At 74.8% G+C, this 18,577-nt stretch carries 18 protein-coding genes; 5 read left to right on the forward strand and 13 right to left on the reverse strand.

Annotated elements, in window-relative coordinates:
* Positions 1-41 precede the first annotated feature (41 nt).
* Positions 42-959 carry an alcohol dehydrogenase catalytic domain-containing protein gene (locus ACXNSR_RS02235; RefSeq protein ID WP_458643538.1) on the reverse strand — a complete coding sequence of 306 codons (918 nt, stop codon included), beginning with the start codon at positions 957-959 and terminating at the stop codon, positions 42-44.
* A gap of 132 nt (positions 960-1,091) precedes the next feature.
* Here ACXNSR_RS02235 and ACXNSR_RS02240 point away from each other — a divergent pair, with 132 nt between their 5' ends.
* Entirely contained in the window at positions 1,092-1,499 is a 408-nt protein-coding gene (locus ACXNSR_RS02240; RefSeq protein ID WP_458640432.1) for a winged helix-turn-helix transcriptional regulator, read from the forward strand.
* A gap of 90 nt (positions 1,500-1,589) precedes the next feature.
* Here ACXNSR_RS02240 and ACXNSR_RS02245 read toward each other — a convergent pair whose 3' ends face one another.
* Together ACXNSR_RS02245 and ACXNSR_RS02250 are read right to left on the reverse strand one after the other, a co-directional pair.
* Positions 1,590-2,303 (reverse strand): AAA family ATPase, encoded by a 714-nt coding sequence (locus ACXNSR_RS02245; protein WP_458640433.1) that lies wholly within the window; start codon positions 2,301-2,303, stop codon positions 1,590-1,592.
* 32 nt (positions 2,304-2,335) lie between these two features.
* Positions 2,336-2,896: a MarR family winged helix-turn-helix transcriptional regulator gene (locus tag ACXNSR_RS02250; RefSeq protein ID WP_458640434.1), complete on the reverse strand. Its 561-nt coding sequence runs from the start codon at positions 2,894-2,896 to the stop codon at positions 2,336-2,338.
* Between the two features lie 47 nt (positions 2,897-2,943).
* Between ACXNSR_RS02250 and ACXNSR_RS02255 the strand changes: the two genes are divergently transcribed.
* From ACXNSR_RS02255 to ACXNSR_RS02265, 3 genes are all read left to right on the forward strand, one after another.
* Positions 2,944-3,915, forward strand: a complete 972-nt coding sequence (locus tag ACXNSR_RS02255) for a DMT family transporter (RefSeq protein WP_458640435.1) — start codon at positions 2,944-2,946, stop codon at positions 3,913-3,915.
* A gap of 66 nt (positions 3,916-3,981) precedes the next feature.
* Entirely contained in the window at positions 3,982-4,380 is a 399-nt protein-coding gene (locus ACXNSR_RS02260; protein ID WP_458640436.1) for a hypothetical protein, read from the forward strand.
* A 164-nt stretch (positions 4,381-4,544) separates the two neighbouring features.
* A complete protein-coding gene (locus tag ACXNSR_RS02265; RefSeq protein ID WP_458640437.1) occupies positions 4,545-4,955 on the forward strand; it encodes a hypothetical protein in 411 nt (136 codons plus the stop codon).
* Positions 4,956-5,031: 76 nt separating this feature from the next.
* Here the strand turns inward: ACXNSR_RS02265 and ACXNSR_RS02270 are convergent, their stop codons facing one another.
* Positions 5,032-7,086, reverse strand: a complete 2,055-nt coding sequence (locus ACXNSR_RS02270; RefSeq protein WP_458640438.1) for an AfsR/SARP family transcriptional regulator — start codon at positions 7,084-7,086, stop codon at positions 5,032-5,034.
* 157 nt (positions 7,087-7,243) lie between these two features.
* Between ACXNSR_RS02270 and ACXNSR_RS02275 the strand changes: the two genes are divergently transcribed.
* Positions 7,244-10,549: an ATP-binding protein gene (locus ACXNSR_RS02275; RefSeq protein ID WP_458640439.1), complete on the forward strand. Its 3,306-nt coding sequence runs from the start codon at positions 7,244-7,246 to the stop codon at positions 10,547-10,549.
* A 202-nt stretch (positions 10,550-10,751) separates the two neighbouring features.
* On the opposite strand, the gene ACXNSR_RS02280 is transcribed toward ACXNSR_RS02275, so the two are convergent.
* From ACXNSR_RS02280 to ACXNSR_RS02320, 9 genes are all read right to left on the reverse strand, one after another.
* Positions 10,752-11,336 carry a GNAT family N-acetyltransferase gene (locus ACXNSR_RS02280; RefSeq protein ID WP_458640440.1) on the reverse strand — a complete coding sequence of 195 codons (585 nt, stop codon included), beginning with the start codon at positions 11,334-11,336 and terminating at the stop codon, positions 10,752-10,754.
* A 28-nt stretch (positions 11,337-11,364) separates the two neighbouring features.
* A complete protein-coding gene (locus ACXNSR_RS02285; RefSeq protein ID WP_458640441.1) occupies positions 11,365-12,777 on the reverse strand; it encodes a sensor histidine kinase in 1,413 nt (470 codons plus the stop codon).
* Entirely contained in the window at positions 12,774-13,505 is a 732-nt protein-coding gene (locus tag ACXNSR_RS02290; protein ID WP_458640442.1) for a response regulator transcription factor, read from the reverse strand. Before ACXNSR_RS02290 ends, ACXNSR_RS02285 begins: the two co-directional genes overlap by 4 nt.
* A 34-nt stretch (positions 13,506-13,539) precedes the next feature.
* A complete protein-coding gene (locus tag ACXNSR_RS02295; RefSeq protein WP_458640443.1) occupies positions 13,540-14,118 on the reverse strand; it encodes a hypothetical protein in 579 nt (192 codons plus the stop codon).
* Between the two features lie 77 nt (positions 14,119-14,195).
* Positions 14,196-14,972 (reverse strand): cytochrome c biogenesis CcdA family protein, encoded by a 777-nt coding sequence (locus tag ACXNSR_RS02300; RefSeq protein ID WP_458640444.1) that lies wholly within the window; start codon positions 14,970-14,972, stop codon positions 14,196-14,198.
* Positions 14,969-15,589, reverse strand: a complete 621-nt coding sequence (locus ACXNSR_RS02305; protein ID WP_458640445.1) for a TlpA disulfide reductase family protein — start codon at positions 15,587-15,589, stop codon at positions 14,969-14,971. The genes ACXNSR_RS02300 and ACXNSR_RS02305 overlap by 4 nt, the downstream gene beginning before the upstream one ends.
* Positions 15,590-15,615: 26 nt before the next feature.
* Positions 15,616-16,377: a thioredoxin family protein gene (locus tag ACXNSR_RS02310; protein ID WP_458640446.1), complete on the reverse strand. Its 762-nt coding sequence runs from the start codon at positions 16,375-16,377 to the stop codon at positions 15,616-15,618.
* A gap of 336 nt (positions 16,378-16,713) precedes the next feature.
* Entirely contained in the window at positions 16,714-17,280 is a 567-nt protein-coding gene (locus tag ACXNSR_RS02315) for a hypothetical protein (RefSeq protein WP_458640447.1), read from the reverse strand.
* 240 nt (positions 17,281-17,520) lie between these two features.
* A complete protein-coding gene (locus ACXNSR_RS02320) occupies positions 17,521-18,414 on the reverse strand; it encodes a CAP domain-containing protein (RefSeq protein ID WP_458640448.1) in 894 nt (297 codons plus the stop codon).
* Positions 18,415-18,577: the final 163 nt, after the last annotated feature.

The raw sequence follows: 18,577 nt of genomic DNA on the forward strand, positions 1-18,577 counted from the left end.
GTGTCGGCCCGCCCCCCGTGAACTGGGCCGGCCGCGGCCGGTCAGGGCACCAGGACGAGGCGGCCGCGCAGGCCGCCGGCCGCCAGGCGGTGGTGGGCGGCCGCCGCCCGGTCCAGCGGGAGGGTGTCCGCGACCCGGAGGGTCAGCTCCCCGCGCCCCGCCAGCGCCGACAGTCCGGCGAGCGCGGCGCCGTCGGCCGCCACCCAGACGTGGTCGACCCGGACGCCGCGCAGCCCGATCGGCGCCGCGCCCGCCGAGACCGCGACGAAGCAGCCCCGGTTGCGCACCGCGCCGAGCGCCGCGACCCCGAGCAGTGCGGCGTCCAGCGCCCCGTCCACACCGCCCGGCACCAGCGACCGCACCTCGGCGGCCAGGTCGGCGGCGCCGCGCGGCACGACCAGGTCCGCGCCCGCCGCGCGGACCGCCACCGCGACCACCCGCAGGCCGCGCCGCGCCGCCAACTGGCCGGCGAACCCCCCGACGCCGCCGGCCGCACCGGTGACCAGCAGGGTCGCCCCGGCCGGCAGGGCGAGCAGGTCCAGGGCCTGGAGGGCGGTCAGCCCGTTCAGCGGCAGGGTCGCCGCGGCCTCCGCGGACACCCCCGCCGGGGCCGGGGCGAGCGCCGAGGCGTCGAGCACCAGGGCGTCGGCGTAGGCGCCGAGCGGGACGTCCAGCCGGTCGCGGAGCCCGATCACCCGGTCGCCGGGCGCGAACCCGGACACCCCGGGGCCGAGGCGGTCGACGGTTCCGGCGGCGTCCCAGCCGATGCCGACCGTCTCGCGCGGCCCCATCAGCCCGGCCGCCGCGAGCGCTCCGGACCGGGTCACCGCGTCCACCAGGTTGACCCCGGCCGCCTCCACCCGCAGCCGCACCTGGCCCGGGCCGGGTTCCGGGTCGGGCACCTCGATCAGTTCCAGGACCTCCGGGCCACCGAACCGGCGGACGACCACGGCACGCATCATGCTCTCCTCCCTGGGGCCGGCCCCGTCCGGTTTCCGGCGGGGCTTGCGAACACCCGCCAACCTAGGGAGAGTTGCTCTCCAACAGGAAGTACGCACCTCGGAGTGCGTACCGCACGGTGAGGAGAGCCGATGGCGACCACGCCCGCCGCCCAGCGCCGCGCGGCCGAGCGGGCCGGCTTCGACGCGTACCTCGCGGAGTGCCCGGCCCGGCAATTGCTGGACCGGATCGGCGACAAGTGGGTCAGCCTGATCGTCAACGCGCTGGCCGACGGCCCGCAGTGGTACAGCGACCTGCGCCGCCGCCTCGCCGGGGTGAGCGAGAAGATGCTCACCCAGACCCTGCGGGCGCTGGAGCGGGACGGTCTGCTCACCCGGACGGTCACCGCGTCCGTCCCGGCCCGGGTGGACTACGCGCTCACGCCGCTGGGCGCCGGACTGCTCCCGCTGCTGCGGGCGATCAAGGACTGGGCCGAGGAGAACATGCCCGAGGTGCTCGCCCACCGGGCGGCCCACGACGGCGCCGCGGCCGCTCGCTGAAGGCGCCGCAGGGCGGCCCGGTGGGGGAGCCGGTGCCGGTGCCTGTGCCGGGACGGGAACGGGTCCGGCGGCGGTTCCGCGGTCCTGCGCCTACTGCGGCGACATCGGGTCGATCTTCCGCAGCGGCTGCACGCCGGTCCGGCCCTCGGGGCCGCCGGAGGGCGAGCCGTCGAGTGCGCGGCCGGGTGCGTGGGCGAGGGCGAGGGCCTGGTCGACGCGGTCGGCGAGCGTGGGCCACGGGCGGCAGTCGACCACGGGGAGCGCGTGCCTACGGGCCTCGGCGGCGAGCCAGCGCGAGTACCGCGCGCTGACCTCGGCGCGGTCCGTCTGCGCACCGCTCCCCGGTTCGCGCGACGCGTAGTTGGCGGCGATGCGGACGGCGTCGCCCTCGTGCAGGAAGACGGCGCGGACGTCCCGGCCGGCGGCCCGGCCCAATGCGACCGCCCGGGCGCAGGCGGCCGGGGTGAGGTAGTCGCCCTCGAACACGGCCGGGACGGGAACGGTCAGCCGGTTGCGCACCACCCCGATCACGGCGGGCTCCAGCGCCTCGGCGGTGGCGATCTGCAGCGCCAGCACCCGCTCGGGCGGCGGGGTCCCCTCCGGTCGCTCCGGGGCGGCGGGCTCGTCGAAGTGGTGCAGGGCCGGGTGCTGTTCGGCCGTGGTGAGCTCCTGGACGGCGCCGACCACGTCGTCGAACTCCACGACGAACGCGCCGGTCGCGGCGGCGATCCGGGCGGCGGCCAGGCTCTTCCCGACACCCGAGGCGCCGCCGAGCAGTACGAGGTCCCAGCGTGGTTCCGGCATCCGGTGACACTATCGCGCGGGAACCGGCCGGATCACCCCGATTCCGCCCCGGCGTCGTCGTCACCCCGGATCGGTCCGATGTGGTCGAGGCGTTGCTGCCAGGTCGTCAGCAGGCGCTCCAGCGCCGACGCCTCCTCGGCGGTGAGCACGCCCAGCAGGCGGTGCTCGTTGCGCATGTGGGCGGTGAACGCCTCGTCGAACAGCCGCCGCCCGGCGTCGGTGAGGGCGACCACCCGGCCGCGCCCGTCCGCCTCGCTGCGGCGCCGTGTGACCAGGCCGGCCCGCTCCAGCCGGTCGACCCGCTTGGTCATGGCGCCGGTGGTGACCATGGTGTGGGCGGCCAGCTCACCGGGTGCCCGTTCGAACGGCGCTCCCGCGCGGCGCAGCGCGGCCAGGACGTCGAACTCGCCCTCGCCCAGCCCGTAGCGCCCGTAGACGAGGCAGAGCTCCTCGGTCAGGCGCCCGGCCAGCCGGTGCAGCCGTCCGATCACGGCCTGCGGTGAGACGCCGAGGTCCGGCCGCTCCCGGCGCCACTCGGCCTGGATGGCGGCGACGTGGTCGGTGGCCGGGGGGTGGTGCTCCGTGGGTGCCATGGTCCCATCCTAGCCCGATGTCTTCCATGGAAGGTATATTGTCTTCCATGGAAGCCAGTTTTCGGTGGGTGCTGCTGACCGCCGTCGCGCCGGTGGCATGGGGTGCCAACTACTTCGTCACCCGCGAGTTCCTCCCGGCGGACCGGCCGCTGTGGGGTGCCGCCCTGCGGGCCGTTCCCGCCGGCCTGCTCCTGCTGGCGCTGCGTCCGCACCGTCCCCGCGGGGCGTGGTGGTGGCGCTCGGCGGTCCTGGGGCTGCTCAACACGGCGGGGTTCTTCGTCCTGCTCTACATTGCCTCGCAGTCCCTGGCCACCAGCGTCGCCTCCACCGTGATGGCCGCCTCGCCGCTCGCGATGCTGCTCCTCGCCTGGGCGCTGACCGCCACCCGCCCCGCTCGGGCCCATCTGCTCGGCGCGCTGGTCGGCCTGGCCGGTGTCGGGCTGATGCTGCTGACGCGGGCCGAACCGGTGAGCCTGCCCGGACTCGCCGCCTCGGCGGCGGCGATGCTGGTCTCCTCGCTCGGCTACGTCCTGGCCGGCCGGTGGCGGGACGACGTGGACGTCCTCGCCACCACCGCCTGGCAGCTGACGGCCGGCGGGCTGGTCCTGCTGCCCCTGGCCGTGGCCTTCGAGGGCGCGCCAGAGGTGCCCAGCGGCCGGGAACTGCCGGCCTTCGGCTACGTCGCGGTGGTGGCGACCGCACTGGCCTTCGCCGCCTGGTTCGCGGGGCTGCGGCACCTGCCGCCCGGCACGGTGGGGCTGCTGGGGCTGCTCAACCCGCTGACCGGTGTCCTGCTCGGCACCACGGTCGCGGGAGAGAGCCTCGGCCCGCTCCAGTGGTCCGGGCTGGTCCTGGTCCTCGGGGGAGTCGCGCTCGGCCGCCCGGGACGCCCGGGGCGCCCGGGCGGGCCCGGTCGATCAGGCCGCGGTGACGGGGCCGGCCGGGGCGGGCGCCCGGTCCTGCTCGGGGTCTCCGGGCCGCGCCGGGGCGAGGAAGGACGGCGTCACCAGGGCGGTTGAGGCGTTCGGAGCATTCACGGCCGCGGTCCCGTTGCGGCCGGCCGGGCGCCGTTGGACGGTCGCCGCATGACGACCTCACGCGCACGCGGCGCCTCCCTGGCGGCCCCGGCCGCCCTCGCCCTCCTCCTCGCCCTCCTGCTCCTGGCCCCGGCCCCCTCGGCGGCCTCCGCCGCCCCGGCTCCCGTCCCGCCCGCCGGGCCCGCCGCAGGCACCCCACGACTGGCCGCCTGCAACGTGGCCGGGAGCCGTCAGCCGGGTGACACCCTGCTGCAGACGCGGGTCGAGGCCTCGGGGAGGTTCATCGGGCAGTACGCCGACTACACGATCACCAAGGTCGAGGTCGTGACGGTGCTGGGCACGCCCCTGTGCATGACCATCACCGACAGAGGCCCCGGCACCGACCGCGTCTCCCTGACCATGGAGCAACTGATCGACACGATCAGGATCTTCGCCAAGCGCAACTAGGCCTCCTCTTTGAGCCGCCCGTGCAGCGCCCGTGCAGCGATCGTGCACCCACCGTCGGCAGAGTCGACCCCGGGTTCCGCCGGCAGCAAGCCGCGGAGCAGGCTCTCTGGAGGATGGACATGAAGGTGTGGCGCAAGCGCGCAGTGACAGCGGGTGCGATGGCCATGGCTGTCATGGGAATGGTGTCCGGCACCGCGAACGCGGCCGGTTCGCTGCCGTGCGGCAGCGGGTACAGCTGTGACGGATACGACCCCAACACCGTCAGCTGGGACTCCGGCCCCGACACGGACCAGGCGGTGTCGGTCCGCGGGCTGGCCAGCGTGGGCCTGCGCTCCGGCAAGAAGAACGGCCAGTGGTACGCGTGGGCCAAGGGCACGACGCAGGCGAAGGCCGGCATCTGGATCGACCGCTCCACCGACGGCGGACGGACCTGGGACGGCATGCGCGGCTACATCCACCTCGAGGGCGGCGAGGGCAACTACACCGCGATGAACTACTGGCCCGACGGGACGCACATGCGGGCGTGCATCAACGTCGAGGGCACCGAGCTGAAGTGCACGGGCTGGGTCAGCTGATCCACGGTCCGGACGGGCCGGACGGGCACCCCGCCCGGCCCACCGCTCCTCGCCGCACGGCGCCGCGGGCGCCCGTTCAACGGCTCGTGCACGTCCTCGGCCCGCCCCTCGGACGCCGGGCGGGTACGGAGCGGGCCGGCTCCGGGTCCCGCAGGTGCCCGGCTCCCCCGTCCGCCACTTCGCGGGCGTAGTCCTGCACCAGTGCGTGCACCGCGTGGCTCCCGTCGCGCCCCGCCACGACGAACCCGGAGGCCGCCAGCCCCTCCAGTGCTGTCGCGCCCGCCTCGGGACCCCGCTCCAGGAGCTGCCCGGCCAGCGCCGGAGTCACTTCCTCCAGCCGCTTTCCGCCCAGCAGCGGGAGGAGCCGGGCGGCCAGGCGGCCACGGGTGTCCGAGGACCGTGCGAGGGCACGGTGGCCGGCGGCGAGGGACCTGCGCACGCTCAGGTCGTCGAACTCCAGCTCGTCCAGACGGCTCGTGCCCTGCGCCAGCGCGCCCGCCAGGTCCGCCAGCGACAGCGCGGGGTGCGCCGCGAGCCGGGCCCCGACCACCCTGAGGGCCAGGGGAAGGTGGCCGCACAGGGCTGCGACGCGGGCCGCCTCTGCGGCTTCCGCCGCCACGCGCCCGGCCCCGGCCAGCCTGCTCAGCAGTGCCACGGAATCCGTCGGGGGCAAGGGGCCGACCCGCACCAGGGTTAAGCCGTCGAGGCCGGCGAGCGGCGACCGGCTGGTGGCCAGTACCGCGCAGCCCGTCAGGGGCTCCAGCAGCGGCCGCAGTTGGGCGGCCCCGGCCACGTCGTCGAAGACGAACAGGACCCGCCGGCCGGTCACCGCGTGCCGGAGCCGGGCGGTGAGCCGGGACAGGTCCTGCGCGTCGGCGCCGGATCCCGGAGCGGGCTCGGGCTCCGGTCGGCCTCCGGGATCGCGCTCCGCTCCCAGGAGGCAGAGCGTCTGGCGCAGGACGCGGGCGGCCGACGGCCTGGCCGGGCTGCCGCCCCGCAGATCGAGGTGGATCCTGCCGTCGGGGAACCGTTCGCCCATCCGGTGCGCGACGAAGGCCGCCAGCGCGCTCTTGCCCACGCCGGGCATGCCGCTCACCGCCACGGCGCGAGCCCCGTTCCCCACGGGGCCCTCCAGCACCCGCTCCACCAGCCCCACCGCCTCGGCACGTCCGGTGAAGCGGGCCGGCAGGCGGGGTATTCCGGGGGCGGTTCCGTGACCCGTAGGGGCGGTGGCCGCCCGCCCGGGTGCGCGGTCCGGCGCCCGGCTGTGGGCCGGAGCCTGTACGAGGGTCTGGGAGCGGGGCCGGACCCCGTCCCGGCCGGCCGCCGCCCAGCCCCGGACACGGGCCGGGCCGGGAACTGCGGGGCGAGCGGGCGGTGGGCCGGGCGTCCCGTCGCGCCCGGACAGGAGCGCCCGGTACCGGTCCTGCACCTGTTGCCCCGGGGCGACGCCGAGCTGTTCGGCGAGGCGGCCGCGCAGGTGCTCGTAGACGAGCAGCGCCTCCGCCGGACGCCCGCACGCGTGCAGCGCCTCCATGAGCAGGCGGTGTGCGTGCTCACGCAGCGGGTACCGGGAAGTCAGCCCGCCCAGCCTGCCGGTGGCCTCCTGGGGACGTCCCAGTTCCAGCAGCAGTTCGGCGTACGTCTCCACCACCGTGGCCCGGAGCTCCTCCAGGCGCACCGCCTCCGCCGCCGTGCACGGATTGTCCTGGGTGCCGGAGAACGGGGCGCCCCGCCACATCGCGAGCCCGCGGGCGAGCAGCGCGGCCGCACCCGACGGGTCACCCTGCTCCCTTCGACAGCGTGACCGGTGCACCAGGTCCTCGAAGTCCAGCGCGTCGAGGGCCTGCCGGTCGAGGTCCAGTACGTATCCGCCGGACCTGGTGACGACCACCGCGTCGCCGTCCGCACCCCACTCCTTCTGGAACAACCGGCGCAGGCGCGAAACGCGCACCTGGACGGCGTTCACGGGGTCGGCCGTCGGGCTGCTCCCCCACACCCGGTCGATGAGGTGGTCGCTCGACACGAACGACCCCGCATGGGCGAGCAGTTCCCCGAGAAAGGCCAGGTCCTTGGCAGCGGTCGGTGTGGCGTCGCTCCCCTCCCGGCCGGTCACTGCAATGAGTCCCAACACGCTGATGTGCATCGTTCCCCCCGTTGGCGACACTGCGCTGTCGACACGTCCCACCCTCCACGGAGCCTCTAACCGCGCGATAACGGCCGGGCCGCGGGATACGATCATGCTCCGGGGGCTTACCGACCCCCTTGTCCACGACGGGGGTTGGGGCATGCGGTTCGGGCTGCTCGGCACGCTGACGGTGCACGACGAACAGGGCGTCGCGCGCACACCGCGTTCGCCCATGGCCCGCGCCCTGCTGGCGGCGCTGCTCCTGGAGCCCGACCGGGTCGTCTCCCTCGACCGTCTGGAAGCGCTCCTGTGGGAGGGGAGCCCACCGGCCCGTGCCCGGGCCTCCCTGCACAACCATCTTCTGCGGCTGCGCCGTTCGCTGCAGGACCCCGCGCGCATCAGGAGCGGGAACGGCGGGCTCCTCGCGCACGTCGCGGAGGAGGAGCTGGACCACGTCCGCTTCGTCCGGCACCTCGACGCGGCGCGGCGTGCCCGCAGCGGAGCCCACTGGCAGCGTGCGGCGCAGGAGACGGACGCGGCCCTCGCTCTGTGGCGGGGCGCCCCCCTCGCCGAGTTCCCGGCACTGGCCCACGAGGCCGCGGCCCGGATCGTCGCATGGCAGGAGGCCCGGCTGCAGGCCCTGGAGCTGCGCGGCGAGGCTGCCCTGCACCTCGGCACCCATGCGGATCTCCTTCCGGAACTCCTGCGCCTGTGCGCGGAGTTGCCGCTCCGTGAGACCTTCCACGCCCAGCTGGTGCAGGTGCTCCACCGCACCGGTCGGCGCGCCGAAGCGCTCGAGGTGTACCACCGGCTGCGCCGCACTCTCGTCGACGAGATGGGGGTCGATCCGGGTCCGGCCGTCCGTCTGGCCTACCAGCGGGCGCTCGACGACGACAGGGAGACCCCGCGGGAGAAGCGCACGGCATTGACCGATCTCCCCCGGGACGCGGCCTCGTTCACCGGCCGGGCGGTCGAACGGGACGCGCTGCTGGCCGCCGTGCGCGGGGCCGCGGAGACCGGCGCCGACGCGGTGGGCATCTACGCGGTGGACGGCATGCCGGGCAGCGGCAAGACGGCGTTCGCCGTGCACGTGGCGCACCGGCTGGGGGACGCGTACCCCGACGGCCAGATCTTCCTGCCGCTGCAGGCCCATACCCCCGGGACCCCGGCGGTCGATCCGAAGGACGCGCTGACCAGTCTGCTCCTCACCCTCGGGGAGAACCCGCGGGACATCCCCGACGACCTCGCAGCCCGGGCTGGACTCTGGCGCCGCCGACTGGCCGGGCGCCGCTTCCTCGTGCTCCTCGACGACGCGCACAGCAGCGCCCAGGTCGAACCTCTCCTCCCGGGCACGGCCGACTCCCTGGTGCTCGTCACGAGCCGGACCCGTCTGGAGGGCCTGCGGGACGCCGTTCCCGTCACCCTTGGCGTGCTCACTCCGGACGAGGCCGTACGGCTCGTGGTGGCCACGGCGGCGCGCTCCGACATCACGGCGGACGACCCCGCGGTCGCGGCGCTCGCGGCACTCTGCGGTTGTCTCCCGCTCGCCCTCCAGCTCGTGGCCGCCCGGCTGCGGCACCGCCCGGCATGGACCGCCGCGGACGTGGTGCAGGACCTCGGCGCCGCCCGCGGACGGCTCGACGCGCTCGTCTCCGAGAGCGCCTCCGTCGCCGCTGCCTTCGAGGTCTCCTACGAGGGACTTCCCCGGGCGGCGCAAGGACTCTTCCGCCGGCTGGGGCTGTTGATCGGGGACGACGTCGACGCCCATGGCGCCGCGGCACTTCACGGCGTACCGCCGGAACGGACCCGCGCCCTGCTCCGGGACCTGGAGAACCGGCACCTCCTGGAGGAGCGGGTGCGCGGTCGCTACCGGATGCACGACCTGGTGCGCGAGTACGCCCGCACACTGGCCGCCGCCGACGGTGCCCGCGAGTCGAAGGCCGCGCGGGAGCGCCTCCTGGACCACTACCTGCACACCGCCGTCGACGCGGACCGGCGCCTTGCCCGGTACGGCGAGGCCGAATCCGTGCCGCGGACGCAGCGCCCGGCTTCCGTCCCCGGCTTCCGTGACGGCGAGGAGGCGGCCGCCTGGCTGCGCACCGAGCAGGCGAACCTGGGCGCGGCCGTCGAGTACGCCGCCCGCCACGGGCATACCGTTCACGCGATCCACCTGCCTGCGGCAATGACCGAGCATCTCCGCAGGAGCGGTCACTGGAACGAGGCCCTGGGGCTGCAGCGGACGGCGCTGGACGTGGCAGTCGCGGCGGACGACGTCGCCGGTCAGGCCATGGCGCACCGCAACATCGCGACGGTCGAAAGCCTGCTGGGCAGGTACGGGCAGGCGGAGGCGGGGCTGCTGCGCGCCCTGGACCTCTTCCGGGCGGTCGGCGACCGTCATCGGGAGGGGATCGTGCTCCAGCACCTCGCCAAGGTCCAGCGCATCACGGGGAGGACGGGCGAGGCCGCGGACACCCTGCGGGAGGCACTGGACCGCTTCGTCGGCGTGGGGGACGGACGGGGACAGGCCGCGGTATGGGTGGACATGGGGCAGCTGCACCAGTTCACCGGCCAGTACCCGCAGGCGATCGCCGGGCTGGAGAAGGCGCTCGCGCTGCTCCGTCCCCTGGGGGAGGTCCTCGGGCAGGCCAACGCCCTCAGCACGCTGGGGAACGTCCACCGGGCGATGGGCCGGTACCCCGAGGCCGAAGCCCGGCACCGCGAATCGCTGGTCCTCTACCGGCGTCTCGGCAGCCTTCTGGGTCAGACGAACGCCCTCACCGACCTCGGCGACGTCCAGCGGCTGACCGGCGCGTACGACGAGGCGGAGACCGGGCTGCGCGAGGCGCTGCGATTGGCTCGCGCGGTCGGCAGCAGGATCGCGACGGCGGAGGCGCTGACCTACCTCGGTTTCATCCAGCTGCGCCGTGGCCGGCTCGCGGAGGCGGAGGCGGACCTCCGGGAGGCACTGGCCCTGTGCGAGGCCCTGGGAAGCGCCCTCGGGCTCGCCCACGTGAGGCAGCACCTGGCGGAGGTCGAGTGCGCCGCGGGAGCCCTCCCCGAGGCCCTCGGGGAGGCACTGACGAGCCTCGACCTCTTCCGTCGTGCGGAGAACCGCGAGGGTGAGACGGGCACGCTCAACGTCCTCGGCGCCGTCCAACTCGCCATGGGCTCCCCCGATGAGGCACTGGAGAGCCACCGGCGGGCGTTGGACCTGGCACGGGAGATCCGCGCGCCCTTCGGTGAGGCGCGCGCCCTGGAAGGCGTCGGTTCGGCCCTCGCCCGCCTGGGGCGCGCCGACGAGGGCCGGGAGTTCCTCGGCCGCGCGCTGGCGATCGACCAACGGCTCGGGGTTCCCGACGCGGCCCGCGTGCGCTCCGCCCTGGCGGGTGAGCCGGCTCGCCGCGGGGGCGGGGCGGACGAGTACGTCGCCCCCGCCGGGCAATTGCCGGGCCCGCAGGAGCCGTGAGCGCCCGCACCGAGGACCGGGGCGAGCCGCGCGGCGCTCGATACGCCGCCCGCGCGAGGGGCCACGGCGTGCGGGTGGCCGCGAGGGTCTCGCGCAGCCGCATGCAGCCGGCGTGTCCTGCCCGTCTTCGGGTAGGACACGCCCTCGGGCATCGCGGTCGTCTCCGCCTCGGGAACACGAACGGTTCGCCGGTTCGGCGCAGTCAGCGGACCAGGGCGTGCAGGTGCTGGTCGTGCCATCCGTCGGCGTGCAGCAGCGCGCCGCGCATGGTGGCTTCGAGGGAGTATCCGGCCTTGTCCGCCACGCGGCACGATGCCGGGTTCGCCACGGAGTGGCACAGCCGGAGACGGTGCAGGCCGAGGTCGTCCAGTGCCCAGCGGCTGACACGCTGTGTCGCCTCGACGGCGACGCCCCCGCCGCGGGCCGCGGGCAGCAGCCAGTAGACGATCTCGGCGCTGCCGCCCCGGAGGTCGACGTCGTTCCAGCCGATCAGGCCCGTGGCCGCACCGCCCGGCCGGGCGATGGCCCACATCGCCGCGCGTTCGGCCCGCCACCGCCGGTGCATGCGCTCGATCCGGCGGAGGGCCTCTTCCGGGGAATTCACCGACAGGAGGTTCCAGAGGCGAACGGCCGGGTCCTGGCCGGCCGCGTACAGGGCGTCGGCGTCGGCGTCGTCCGCGTGCCAGGGTCGCAGCTCCCACCCGCCGGGCAGTGCGAGTACGGGCTGCTCCGACCGGGCCATGCGACCTGCGGGAACCACGTGCGGTATCGGCGAGTTGGAGATCATCTCGGCATCCTGCCACGGCTCCCGCGGGTCACCGCCTGCGTGGCCACCATCGGGTGCGCCTGCGCGAGCCGCGCGGTCCGCGTTCGGGGCGTGCGGGTGGTGCCAGGGCGAAGACCACGGTGATGTGCGCGCCTCCCCGCGGGCCTTGCGCGATGCTCATCGTGCCGCCGGTGACGGCCGCGGCCCTGCGCGCGATGTCGAGGCCGAGCCCGGAGGAGCCGGTGCTGCTCCCCCGGGACAGGGCCCGGTCGGGTTCCGGGATGCCCGGCCCGGAGTCCTCCACCACCAGTTCCACGGCCTGGGCGGTACGGGCGACGCGGACCCCGAACGCGGTGCCGGCCGGCGTGTGGCTGAAGACGTTGCCGATGAGCGCGTCCACCACGGCGGCGATGTCGTCGTCGCTGAGGCTCACGGCCGTGGGCTCCTGGGTGATGTCCAGGGAGCAGGGGCGGTTCTGCTGTTCCGCGAGGACCGCCCAGAAGGCGGTCCGGCGCCGCACGACGTCGGCGGTCTCGGACCGGGGGCACTCGGACGACGGCCCCGGCCCGGTCGCCTGGTGGCCCGTACTCGGTTCCGCGCTGCGCAGGCCGTGGCCCATCGGGCCCACGGCGAGCGGTGTCCGCGCCGCGGCGATGATGGCCTGGAGTTCCGACTCCAGCGCGTGCACCGCCGCCTCGACCCTGGCCGATTCCGGTGTGCCGGCCATCCGCTCCGATGCCAGGTGCAGGGCGGTCAGCGGGGTGCGCAGCCGGTGGGACAGGTCGGCGACCAGTTCGCGCTCGATGGCGAGCAGTTCGGTCATGCGGTGTGCCATGGCGTTGAAGGCGACGCCGGCGTCGCGCAGCTCCTTCGGGCCCATGGGCTCGACCCGGGTGTCCAGATTGCCCTCACCGAGGGTGTGCGAAGCCTGCGCGAGCTGTTTGGAGGAGCGGACGACCTTGGCTCCGAGCCGGTCGGCAACCAGCACCGAGCCGCCCACCAGACCGACCGCGAGCAGGAACATGACGGCCCAGGAGGCTTTGACCCCGCGGGTCAGTTCCTCGTCGGGGACGAAGTTCTCGATGACGGCGACCCGGTCGCCGGGGAGCACCACGGGCTGCAGGCAGATCCATCCGCCGGGAGTCTTCTGGGAGATGGACTCGCGTCCCTGCTGGGCCCGTTCGAGCAGTTTCACCGGAGCCTGGGAGTCGCCGAGGCTCTGCGCGTCGGGGAGGTGGACGACCAGGTGTTCGGCGGCGTCGAGGCCGGCGGCGGATTCCCGCAGTGCGGACGGGTCCGTGGTGAGGGTGAGGACGGGTGCGAGTGCCGCGGCGCGTTGCTCGGCCGCGGTGACGCTCTGCTCCTTGACCAGCGACATCACCAGTGCGCCCAGGGGTATGAGGAAGGAGAGGGCGACCATGGACGTCACGGCGAGCGCGACTCCCGCCAGTGAGCGTCTCACCGCGGGGCCACCAGCTTGATGCCGACTCCGCGGACCGTCAGCAGGTAGCGGGGGGCGGCGGCGCGTTCGCCGAGCTTGCGGCGCAGCGACGACAGGTGCACGTCGACGGTCTGGTCGTCGACGTACGGCTCGCGCCAGACCTCGGTCAGCAGCCGGCGTTTGGAGACGACCTGGCCGGTGTGATGGGCGAGGAAGGCCAGCAGGTCGAACTCCCGCCGGGTGAGGTGGAGCTCCCGGCCGGCCAGGTACGCGGTACGCGCGCCGGGGTCCACCGCCAGCTCGCCCACGGTGGTGGCGCCCAGCGGGTCGGCGGCCGGCGCCGGCCGTGCCCCGGGCCCGGCGTGGGCGGCGCCCGTGGGGGCCGCGTGGCTGGTGCGCCGCAGGACGGCGGAGAGGCGGGCTATGAGTTGTCCTCCGGAGAAGGGCTTGACCAGGTAGTCGTCGGCGCCGGCGTTGAGGAGCTTGATGATTTCGGTCTCGTCGTCGCGGGCGGTGGCCACCAGGACGGGGACGGAGGATATGCCCCGGATCATGCGCAGGGCGTCTCCCCCGTCCAGGTCGGGCAGTCCGAGGTCGAGGACCACCGCGTCGACGGGCGTCTGGGTGACCTCGCGCAGGGCGCCGAATCCGTCGCCCACGCTGCGTACGGCATACCCGTGCTCCGCCAGGACCTCGATGAGTGACTGGCGGATGCTGGGGTCGTCTTCCACGACCAGGACGCTGGGCATGGGCACACCTTAGGGGGTCGCTCCGGGCCCCGTTCTAGTGGGCGGTGAACGTCGGGCCGCTGTCGGTGAGGCGCAGGTGCACGGGGTGGTCGGCGACCGGAATGGTGCAGCCCTCCTCCGCGCTGCAGCTCGCGTACCCGAGCAGCACCGTCGCGTCCCCGTTGCCGTCGGCGCGGACGGGCAGGGTGGTGGTGACGGGGCCGTCCGGGTAGACGGGCATCGGGGCGTCGACGCCGGGCACGCTGATGGAACGTACGCCGGCGGCGGCCGTCAGCTTCCCGTCGGCCTTGAGGACCCCGGTGACGTCCACCGCGGTCGGCCGGCCGACGCCTTCCACCCCGGTGGGCGGCAGTTCGGTGCTGTAGAGGTGGAAGCCCTTCTTCTCGGGGGTGAAGACGGCGGTCAGCGTGCCCTTCTGCGCGTGCCAGTCGGACACCGAGAGGGTGACGGTGACCCCGTTCTCGGTGAAGCTGGTGGTGGGCGGCGGCGCTGCGCCGGCGGCCGCTTCGTCCTGGTCGGACGGGTCGCCGCAGGCCGTGAGGGCGGCCAGGGCGAGGAGGGCGACCGCCGTCCGGGTCGTCCGGGGACGCCTCGTGCGCGGGGAAAGGTTCATCCGGGTCTCTGTGCCTCTTGTGTCGGGAGAACGGATCGGTTCTCGGGTCTTCGGGTCGGGCCCGTACGGGGAGCCGCTCACACGGCGGGGGTGAAGTCCGCGCTCCACGACTGCAGCCGGTACACCAGGTCGTTCCACACCCCGGTGGCCAGCAGTACGCCGACGAGGACGAGCATCCCGCCGCCGATCCGCAGGACCCACGGGTAGTGGCGTTTGACCAGGCCGAAGGCGCCCAGGGCCCGGCGGAAGGCCAGCGCGGCCAGGACGAACGGCAGTCCGAGGCCGAGACAGTACGCCGCCATCAGCAGCGCCCCTCGGGCCGCGCTGGCCTCGCTCCAGGCCAGCGCCTGTACGGCGGCCAGCGTCGGGCCGATGCAGGGGGTCCAGCCGACCGCGAACACCGCGCCCAGTACGGGGGCTCCGGCCAGCCCGAGGGCGGGCCGCCGGTGGCTGCGGAACTCCCTCTGGGTGAATCCCGGCAGGAACCCCATGAAGGACAGCCCCATCAGCACGGTGAAGACGCCGAGCACCTGGGTGACCACCTCCTGGTGGGCCAGCAGGGTGCGGCCGAAGTACCCGAACAGGGCGCCCCCGGAGACGAGGACCGCCGTGAAGCCGAGGACGAAGAGCAGCGCGCCGGCCGCCATCCGGCTGCGGCGCCCGCCGCGGGCCTCGGCCAGGTCGGAGACCGACAGGCTGGTGACGTAGCTGAGGTAGCCCGGTACGAGCGGCAGCACGCACGGAGAGAGGAAGGAGACGAGTCCCGCGAGGAACGCCACCGGGGCGGCGACGGCCAGGGTCCCGTGCAGGAGTGAGGGGGTGTCCGCGGCGGCGAGCACCGTGCCCGCCGTCATGACGCCTCCTCTTCCATCACGCGGGAGAGCAGCGGGCCCAGTTCCTCCCCGGTGACCGGGCCGCCGATGCTGACGGCGATGCGTCCGCGGCGGTCGATCACGAGGGTCGAGGGGATCGCCCGCGGGTTGAGGAGGGCGGGGGGAAAGCGGAGCAGGAGCTCGCCGGCGGGGTCGTGGAGGCTGGGGAAGCCGATGCCGTGCGCGCTTACGAAGGAACGGGCCGCGGCGCGGTCGGGGTCCCGGGTGTTGATCCCGAGGAACCGGACGCCCTGGTCCCGGTTGAGCCGGTCGAGCCGCGCCAGGTCGTCGGCCTCCTCCCGGCAGGGGCCGCACCAGGACGCCCAGACGTTGAGCACGACGACGTGCCCCCGGAGGTCTTCGGGGCGGACCGGCTTCCCGTCGAGGTCGTCGCCCGCGAGCACGGGGGCGGCGGGCCGGTCGGCGGGGTCGATGACCGTGGCCCCGTCCGCGGTGCCGACCACGGCCCTCATCGCGGTCACCGGTCCGGCCGCCGCCTCCGCGCGGCTGCCGTCGGCGGCGACCGTGCCGACGGCGGCGAAGACACAGCCGGCCACGGCGGCCGCGAGGGCCGCTCCCGCCAGGACCGTGGTACGCATCGTGACCCGGCGCGGGCCCGCTGGTCTCACGAGGCCCACTTGCGCAGGAAGGCGTTGATCCCCTCCGCCGTGAGGGAGGGGTTGCCCGTGGCGTGGGTGTCGGTGCGCACCTTGCCGGACGAGTTGACGACGACCAGTACGGGCATCGTGTAGGTGCCGCCCGAGGGGCTGTACTTGCGCAGGAGCGCGGAGTTGGCGGAGCTGTTGCCCCCGATGTCGATCTTGACCAGGTGGTACGAGGCTCCGAGGATCGCCGCCGTCTGCGGCTGGGCGAACACCTTGTCGGCGGCCTTGCAGTTGCCGCACCAGTTGGCCCCGAAGTCGAGCAGCACCGTCCTCCCGTCGGCCTTGGCGGCCGCCATTGCGGCGTCGATCTGCTTCTGCGCGTCGGCGGAGCTGTCGTAGCCGGGCCCGGGAACCTTGGCAGGGGCGGGGGCGGCGGACGTACGGGCGGGCTTGGGGGCGGCCGAACCGCTCCGGGACCGGGAGGGGGTCGGCGAGGAGGAGGCCTGCGCGGTGGCGGACGCCGACGGCGAGGCCGAAGCGCTCGGGGCGGCCCCGGTGGACTCGGAGGCCGACGGTACGGCGGCGGCGAGGGCCTGTGCGGACGCGTCGGCCGTGGTGGGCGAGGCCGAGCCGGCGCTCCCGGAGGACGGCCCGCAGGCGGCGCACAGACCCGCCGCGAACACGGCCGCGGCGACGAGCGGCAGCCGGGTGCCCAGGGGCGCGGCGGAGCGGGGCCGCGCGGTGCGGCCGGTACGGACGGGTCGGAGTATGCGAGAAGTCATGGCGAAGACACCCCAAGGCGCGCTGAGGACTGCGGGAAGGGCGAGAGGCCTCCCGACTCGGTGAAGCCGGCGGACCCGGGGGGCGCCGGGGCGGTGTGCCCGGGCGCCGGAGGCCGGTCGGCTGACGTGAGCATAGGACCGCGGCGGGCCCTGTGAACCGTCTGGGCGCGATCTTGAGGTTCCCCTAAGGAAGAGCTCATCTTCCGCTTCGCCGGGGCCCGTCCGATGAGCGCATACGGGGAGGTGAACCCCGCGAATGGGGCGGGAGGGACCGAGCGGTGCGGACCGGCCGTAGCGCTCACGCCGCCGCGGTCCGGCCGGTCGGTCCTCCGGTTCTCAGAACGATGTCTCGCGGACGCTGGCCTTGGCCATCGGGTCGATGGTCGCGGTGATGACCGACCTGTGGTCCGATCCGCTGAACGTGACCGTCAGCGTGTCGTCGTCGGTCTGTGACGTGGTGGCCTTGAAGCCGCGGCTGGGGACCGCGGAGATCAGGCACACGCCGCGGCTCCCGTACCGCACGGTGACCTTGCCGCCCTGCGAAGGAACGGTGTGCAGGCCGGGCCCGCCGGTCTCGCAGTCGACGCGGGGTCTGGGCGCGGTGGTCCGGGCGGCCGGCGAGGGTTTCGCGGGCGGGGAGGACGGGGCCGAGGGGGTCGGGGCCTCGGTCACGGTGGGCGACGGACTCGGGGACGCGGAGGCGGTCGGGGAGGGCGGGGCGGGCGACGGGTCCTGGACCGCCGGCCATGCCGGCGGCGAGCCGAAGACCATGGGGGCGGACCGGGCCACCGGGGGCGTATGGCGGGTGGAGCCGACCACGAACTGGACCGTGGCGAGCACGGCCGTCACGCTGGTGGCCGTGCACGACAGCCATATGAACAGGTAGCGCGGGAATCGGGGCACGGCCCCATAGTGACCGACGGACCGGGCCGCGCGTCACCGGCTCCCCCGCAGAGCCGGACGGGCCGCCTCCGACCCGCGGTGCACGGGCCCGGACGCGGACGTCCTCCGACCCGCGTACGGGTCGGAGGACGTGTGCGGCTCGGCAGCCGGTGGGGGGAGACCGGTGCCGAGGGCCGGGGGGAGGGGGTGAGGTCAGGGGCTGGGGGGACGGGCCGGGGGGAGGGGCCGGGGGGAGGGGTCCTACTTCGACGTCCCGAAGTCCTGTGTCCACCACGGGCCGCCGTCGCCCTTGTGGACGCCTATGCCGATCTCCTTGAAGGAGCAGTTGAGGATGTTGGCCCGGTGGCCGGAGCTGTTCATCCACGCCTTCATGACCGCGTCGGCGTCCGACTGACCACGGGCTATGTTCTCGCCGAGGCGGGACCACGCGTAACCGGCGGCCTCCACGCGGCTGGTCATGGTGGACCCGTCGGGTCCGGTGTGGGACATGACGCCGCTGCGGGCCATCGTGTCGCTGTAGGCGCGTGCCGCTGCGCTCAGCTTGGAGTTCATGGTCAGCGGGCCGCAGCCGGCCGTGGCCCGCTCCTTGTTGACCAGGGCGAGGACCGCGGATTCGGAGGCGGAGGAGCCGGAGGACCCGCCGGACGAACCTCCGGAGGAACCGCCGGATCCACCGGACGAGCCGCCGGATCCACCGGACCCGCCGGACGTACCGGAGCCTGTGCCACTGCTCCCGCCGGACGTACGCGCGGGCTTGCCGGCCGGGGCGGACTTGGCCGGGCCGTCCTCCTCCGCCGCGGGCTTCGGCGGAGCCGCGGACTCGGTACCCTCGGCGGCCGGCGTGCCGGGCGGCGGCGAGCCCGTGGCGGCCGCGGCATCGGCGGTGATCTCGGGAAGCGGCGCGGTGGGGCTCGCCGTCCCCGCGGTGTCCGCGGGAGTCGGCGTCCCGGTCTTCGCGCCGGTGGCGCCGTCGGCCCGCTGGTCCACCTGCGTACCGCCGCCGGAATCGGCAACGGCGACGCCGACCGCCACCGCCGCGGCGGCCGCGGTCAGGGACAGGACGACGCGCGTGCGCATCGCCTTCTTCCGCCGCGCCTCGACGCGGGACGGCGTTGCGGGAGTTCGGCTGCTCATGCCTGTAGCACCTCACAGAGGGAAGGGGAGTCGGGTGCGACCGAGCCTAGGGTCGTGATCAGCGAAATCCGCACGCTGGAGGGGTTCTTCAAGTTCTCTTAAGGAAGCCCGCAGGGTCGGTTCAGGGGACGACCCGGTCATCCCCCGCTATTCGGTCGATAGG

This window comes from Streptomyces sp. NC-S4 (assembly GCF_054353315.1).

What these genes read in the sequence shown, in the direction of transcription:
- ACXNSR_RS02275 (WP_458640439.1), top strand. Translation starts at nt 7,244, where the DNA reads ATGCGGTTCGGGCTGCTCGGCACGCTGACGGTGCACGACGAACAGGGC.
- ACXNSR_RS02235 (WP_458643538.1), bottom strand. Translation starts at nt 959, where the DNA reads ATGCGTGCCGTGGTCGTCCGCCGGTTCGGTGGCCCGGAGGTCCTGGAA.
- ACXNSR_RS02300 (WP_458640444.1), bottom strand. Translation starts at nt 14,972, where the DNA reads ATGACGGCGGGCACGGTGCTCGCCGCCGCGGACACCCCCTCACTCCTG.
- ACXNSR_RS02295 (WP_458640443.1), bottom strand. Translation starts at nt 14,118, where the DNA reads ATGAACCTTTCCCCGCGCACGAGGCGTCCCCGGACGACCCGGACGGCG.
- ACXNSR_RS02320 (WP_458640448.1), bottom strand. Translation starts at nt 18,414, where the DNA reads ATGAGCAGCCGAACTCCCGCAACGCCGTCCCGCGTCGAGGCGCGGCGG.
- ACXNSR_RS02305 (WP_458640445.1), bottom strand. Translation starts at nt 15,589, where the DNA reads ATGCGTACCACGGTCCTGGCGGGAGCGGCCCTCGCGGCCGCCGTGGCC.
- ACXNSR_RS02290 (WP_458640442.1), bottom strand. Translation starts at nt 13,505, where the DNA reads ATGCCCAGCGTCCTGGTCGTGGAAGACGACCCCAGCATCCGCCAGTCA.
- ACXNSR_RS02265 (WP_458640437.1), top strand. Translation starts at nt 4,545, where the DNA reads ATGGCTGTCATGGGAATGGTGTCCGGCACCGCGAACGCGGCCGGTTCG.
- ACXNSR_RS02260 (WP_458640436.1), top strand. Translation starts at nt 3,982, where the DNA reads ATGACGACCTCACGCGCACGCGGCGCCTCCCTGGCGGCCCCGGCCGCC.
- ACXNSR_RS02250 (WP_458640434.1), bottom strand. Translation starts at nt 2,896, where the DNA reads ATGGCACCCACGGAGCACCACCCCCCGGCCACCGACCACGTCGCCGCC.
- ACXNSR_RS02280 (WP_458640440.1), bottom strand. Translation starts at nt 11,336, where the DNA reads ATGATCTCCAACTCGCCGATACCGCACGTGGTTCCCGCAGGTCGCATG.
- ACXNSR_RS02255 (WP_458640435.1), top strand. Translation starts at nt 2,944, where the DNA reads ATGGAAGCCAGTTTTCGGTGGGTGCTGCTGACCGCCGTCGCGCCGGTG.
- ACXNSR_RS02240 (WP_458640432.1), top strand. Translation starts at nt 1,092, where the DNA reads ATGGCGACCACGCCCGCCGCCCAGCGCCGCGCGGCCGAGCGGGCCGGC.
- ACXNSR_RS02245 (WP_458640433.1), bottom strand. Translation starts at nt 2,303, where the DNA reads ATGCCGGAACCACGCTGGGACCTCGTACTGCTCGGCGGCGCCTCGGGT.
- ACXNSR_RS02310 (WP_458640446.1), bottom strand. Translation starts at nt 16,377, where the DNA reads ATGACTTCTCGCATACTCCGACCCGTCCGTACCGGCCGCACCGCGCGG.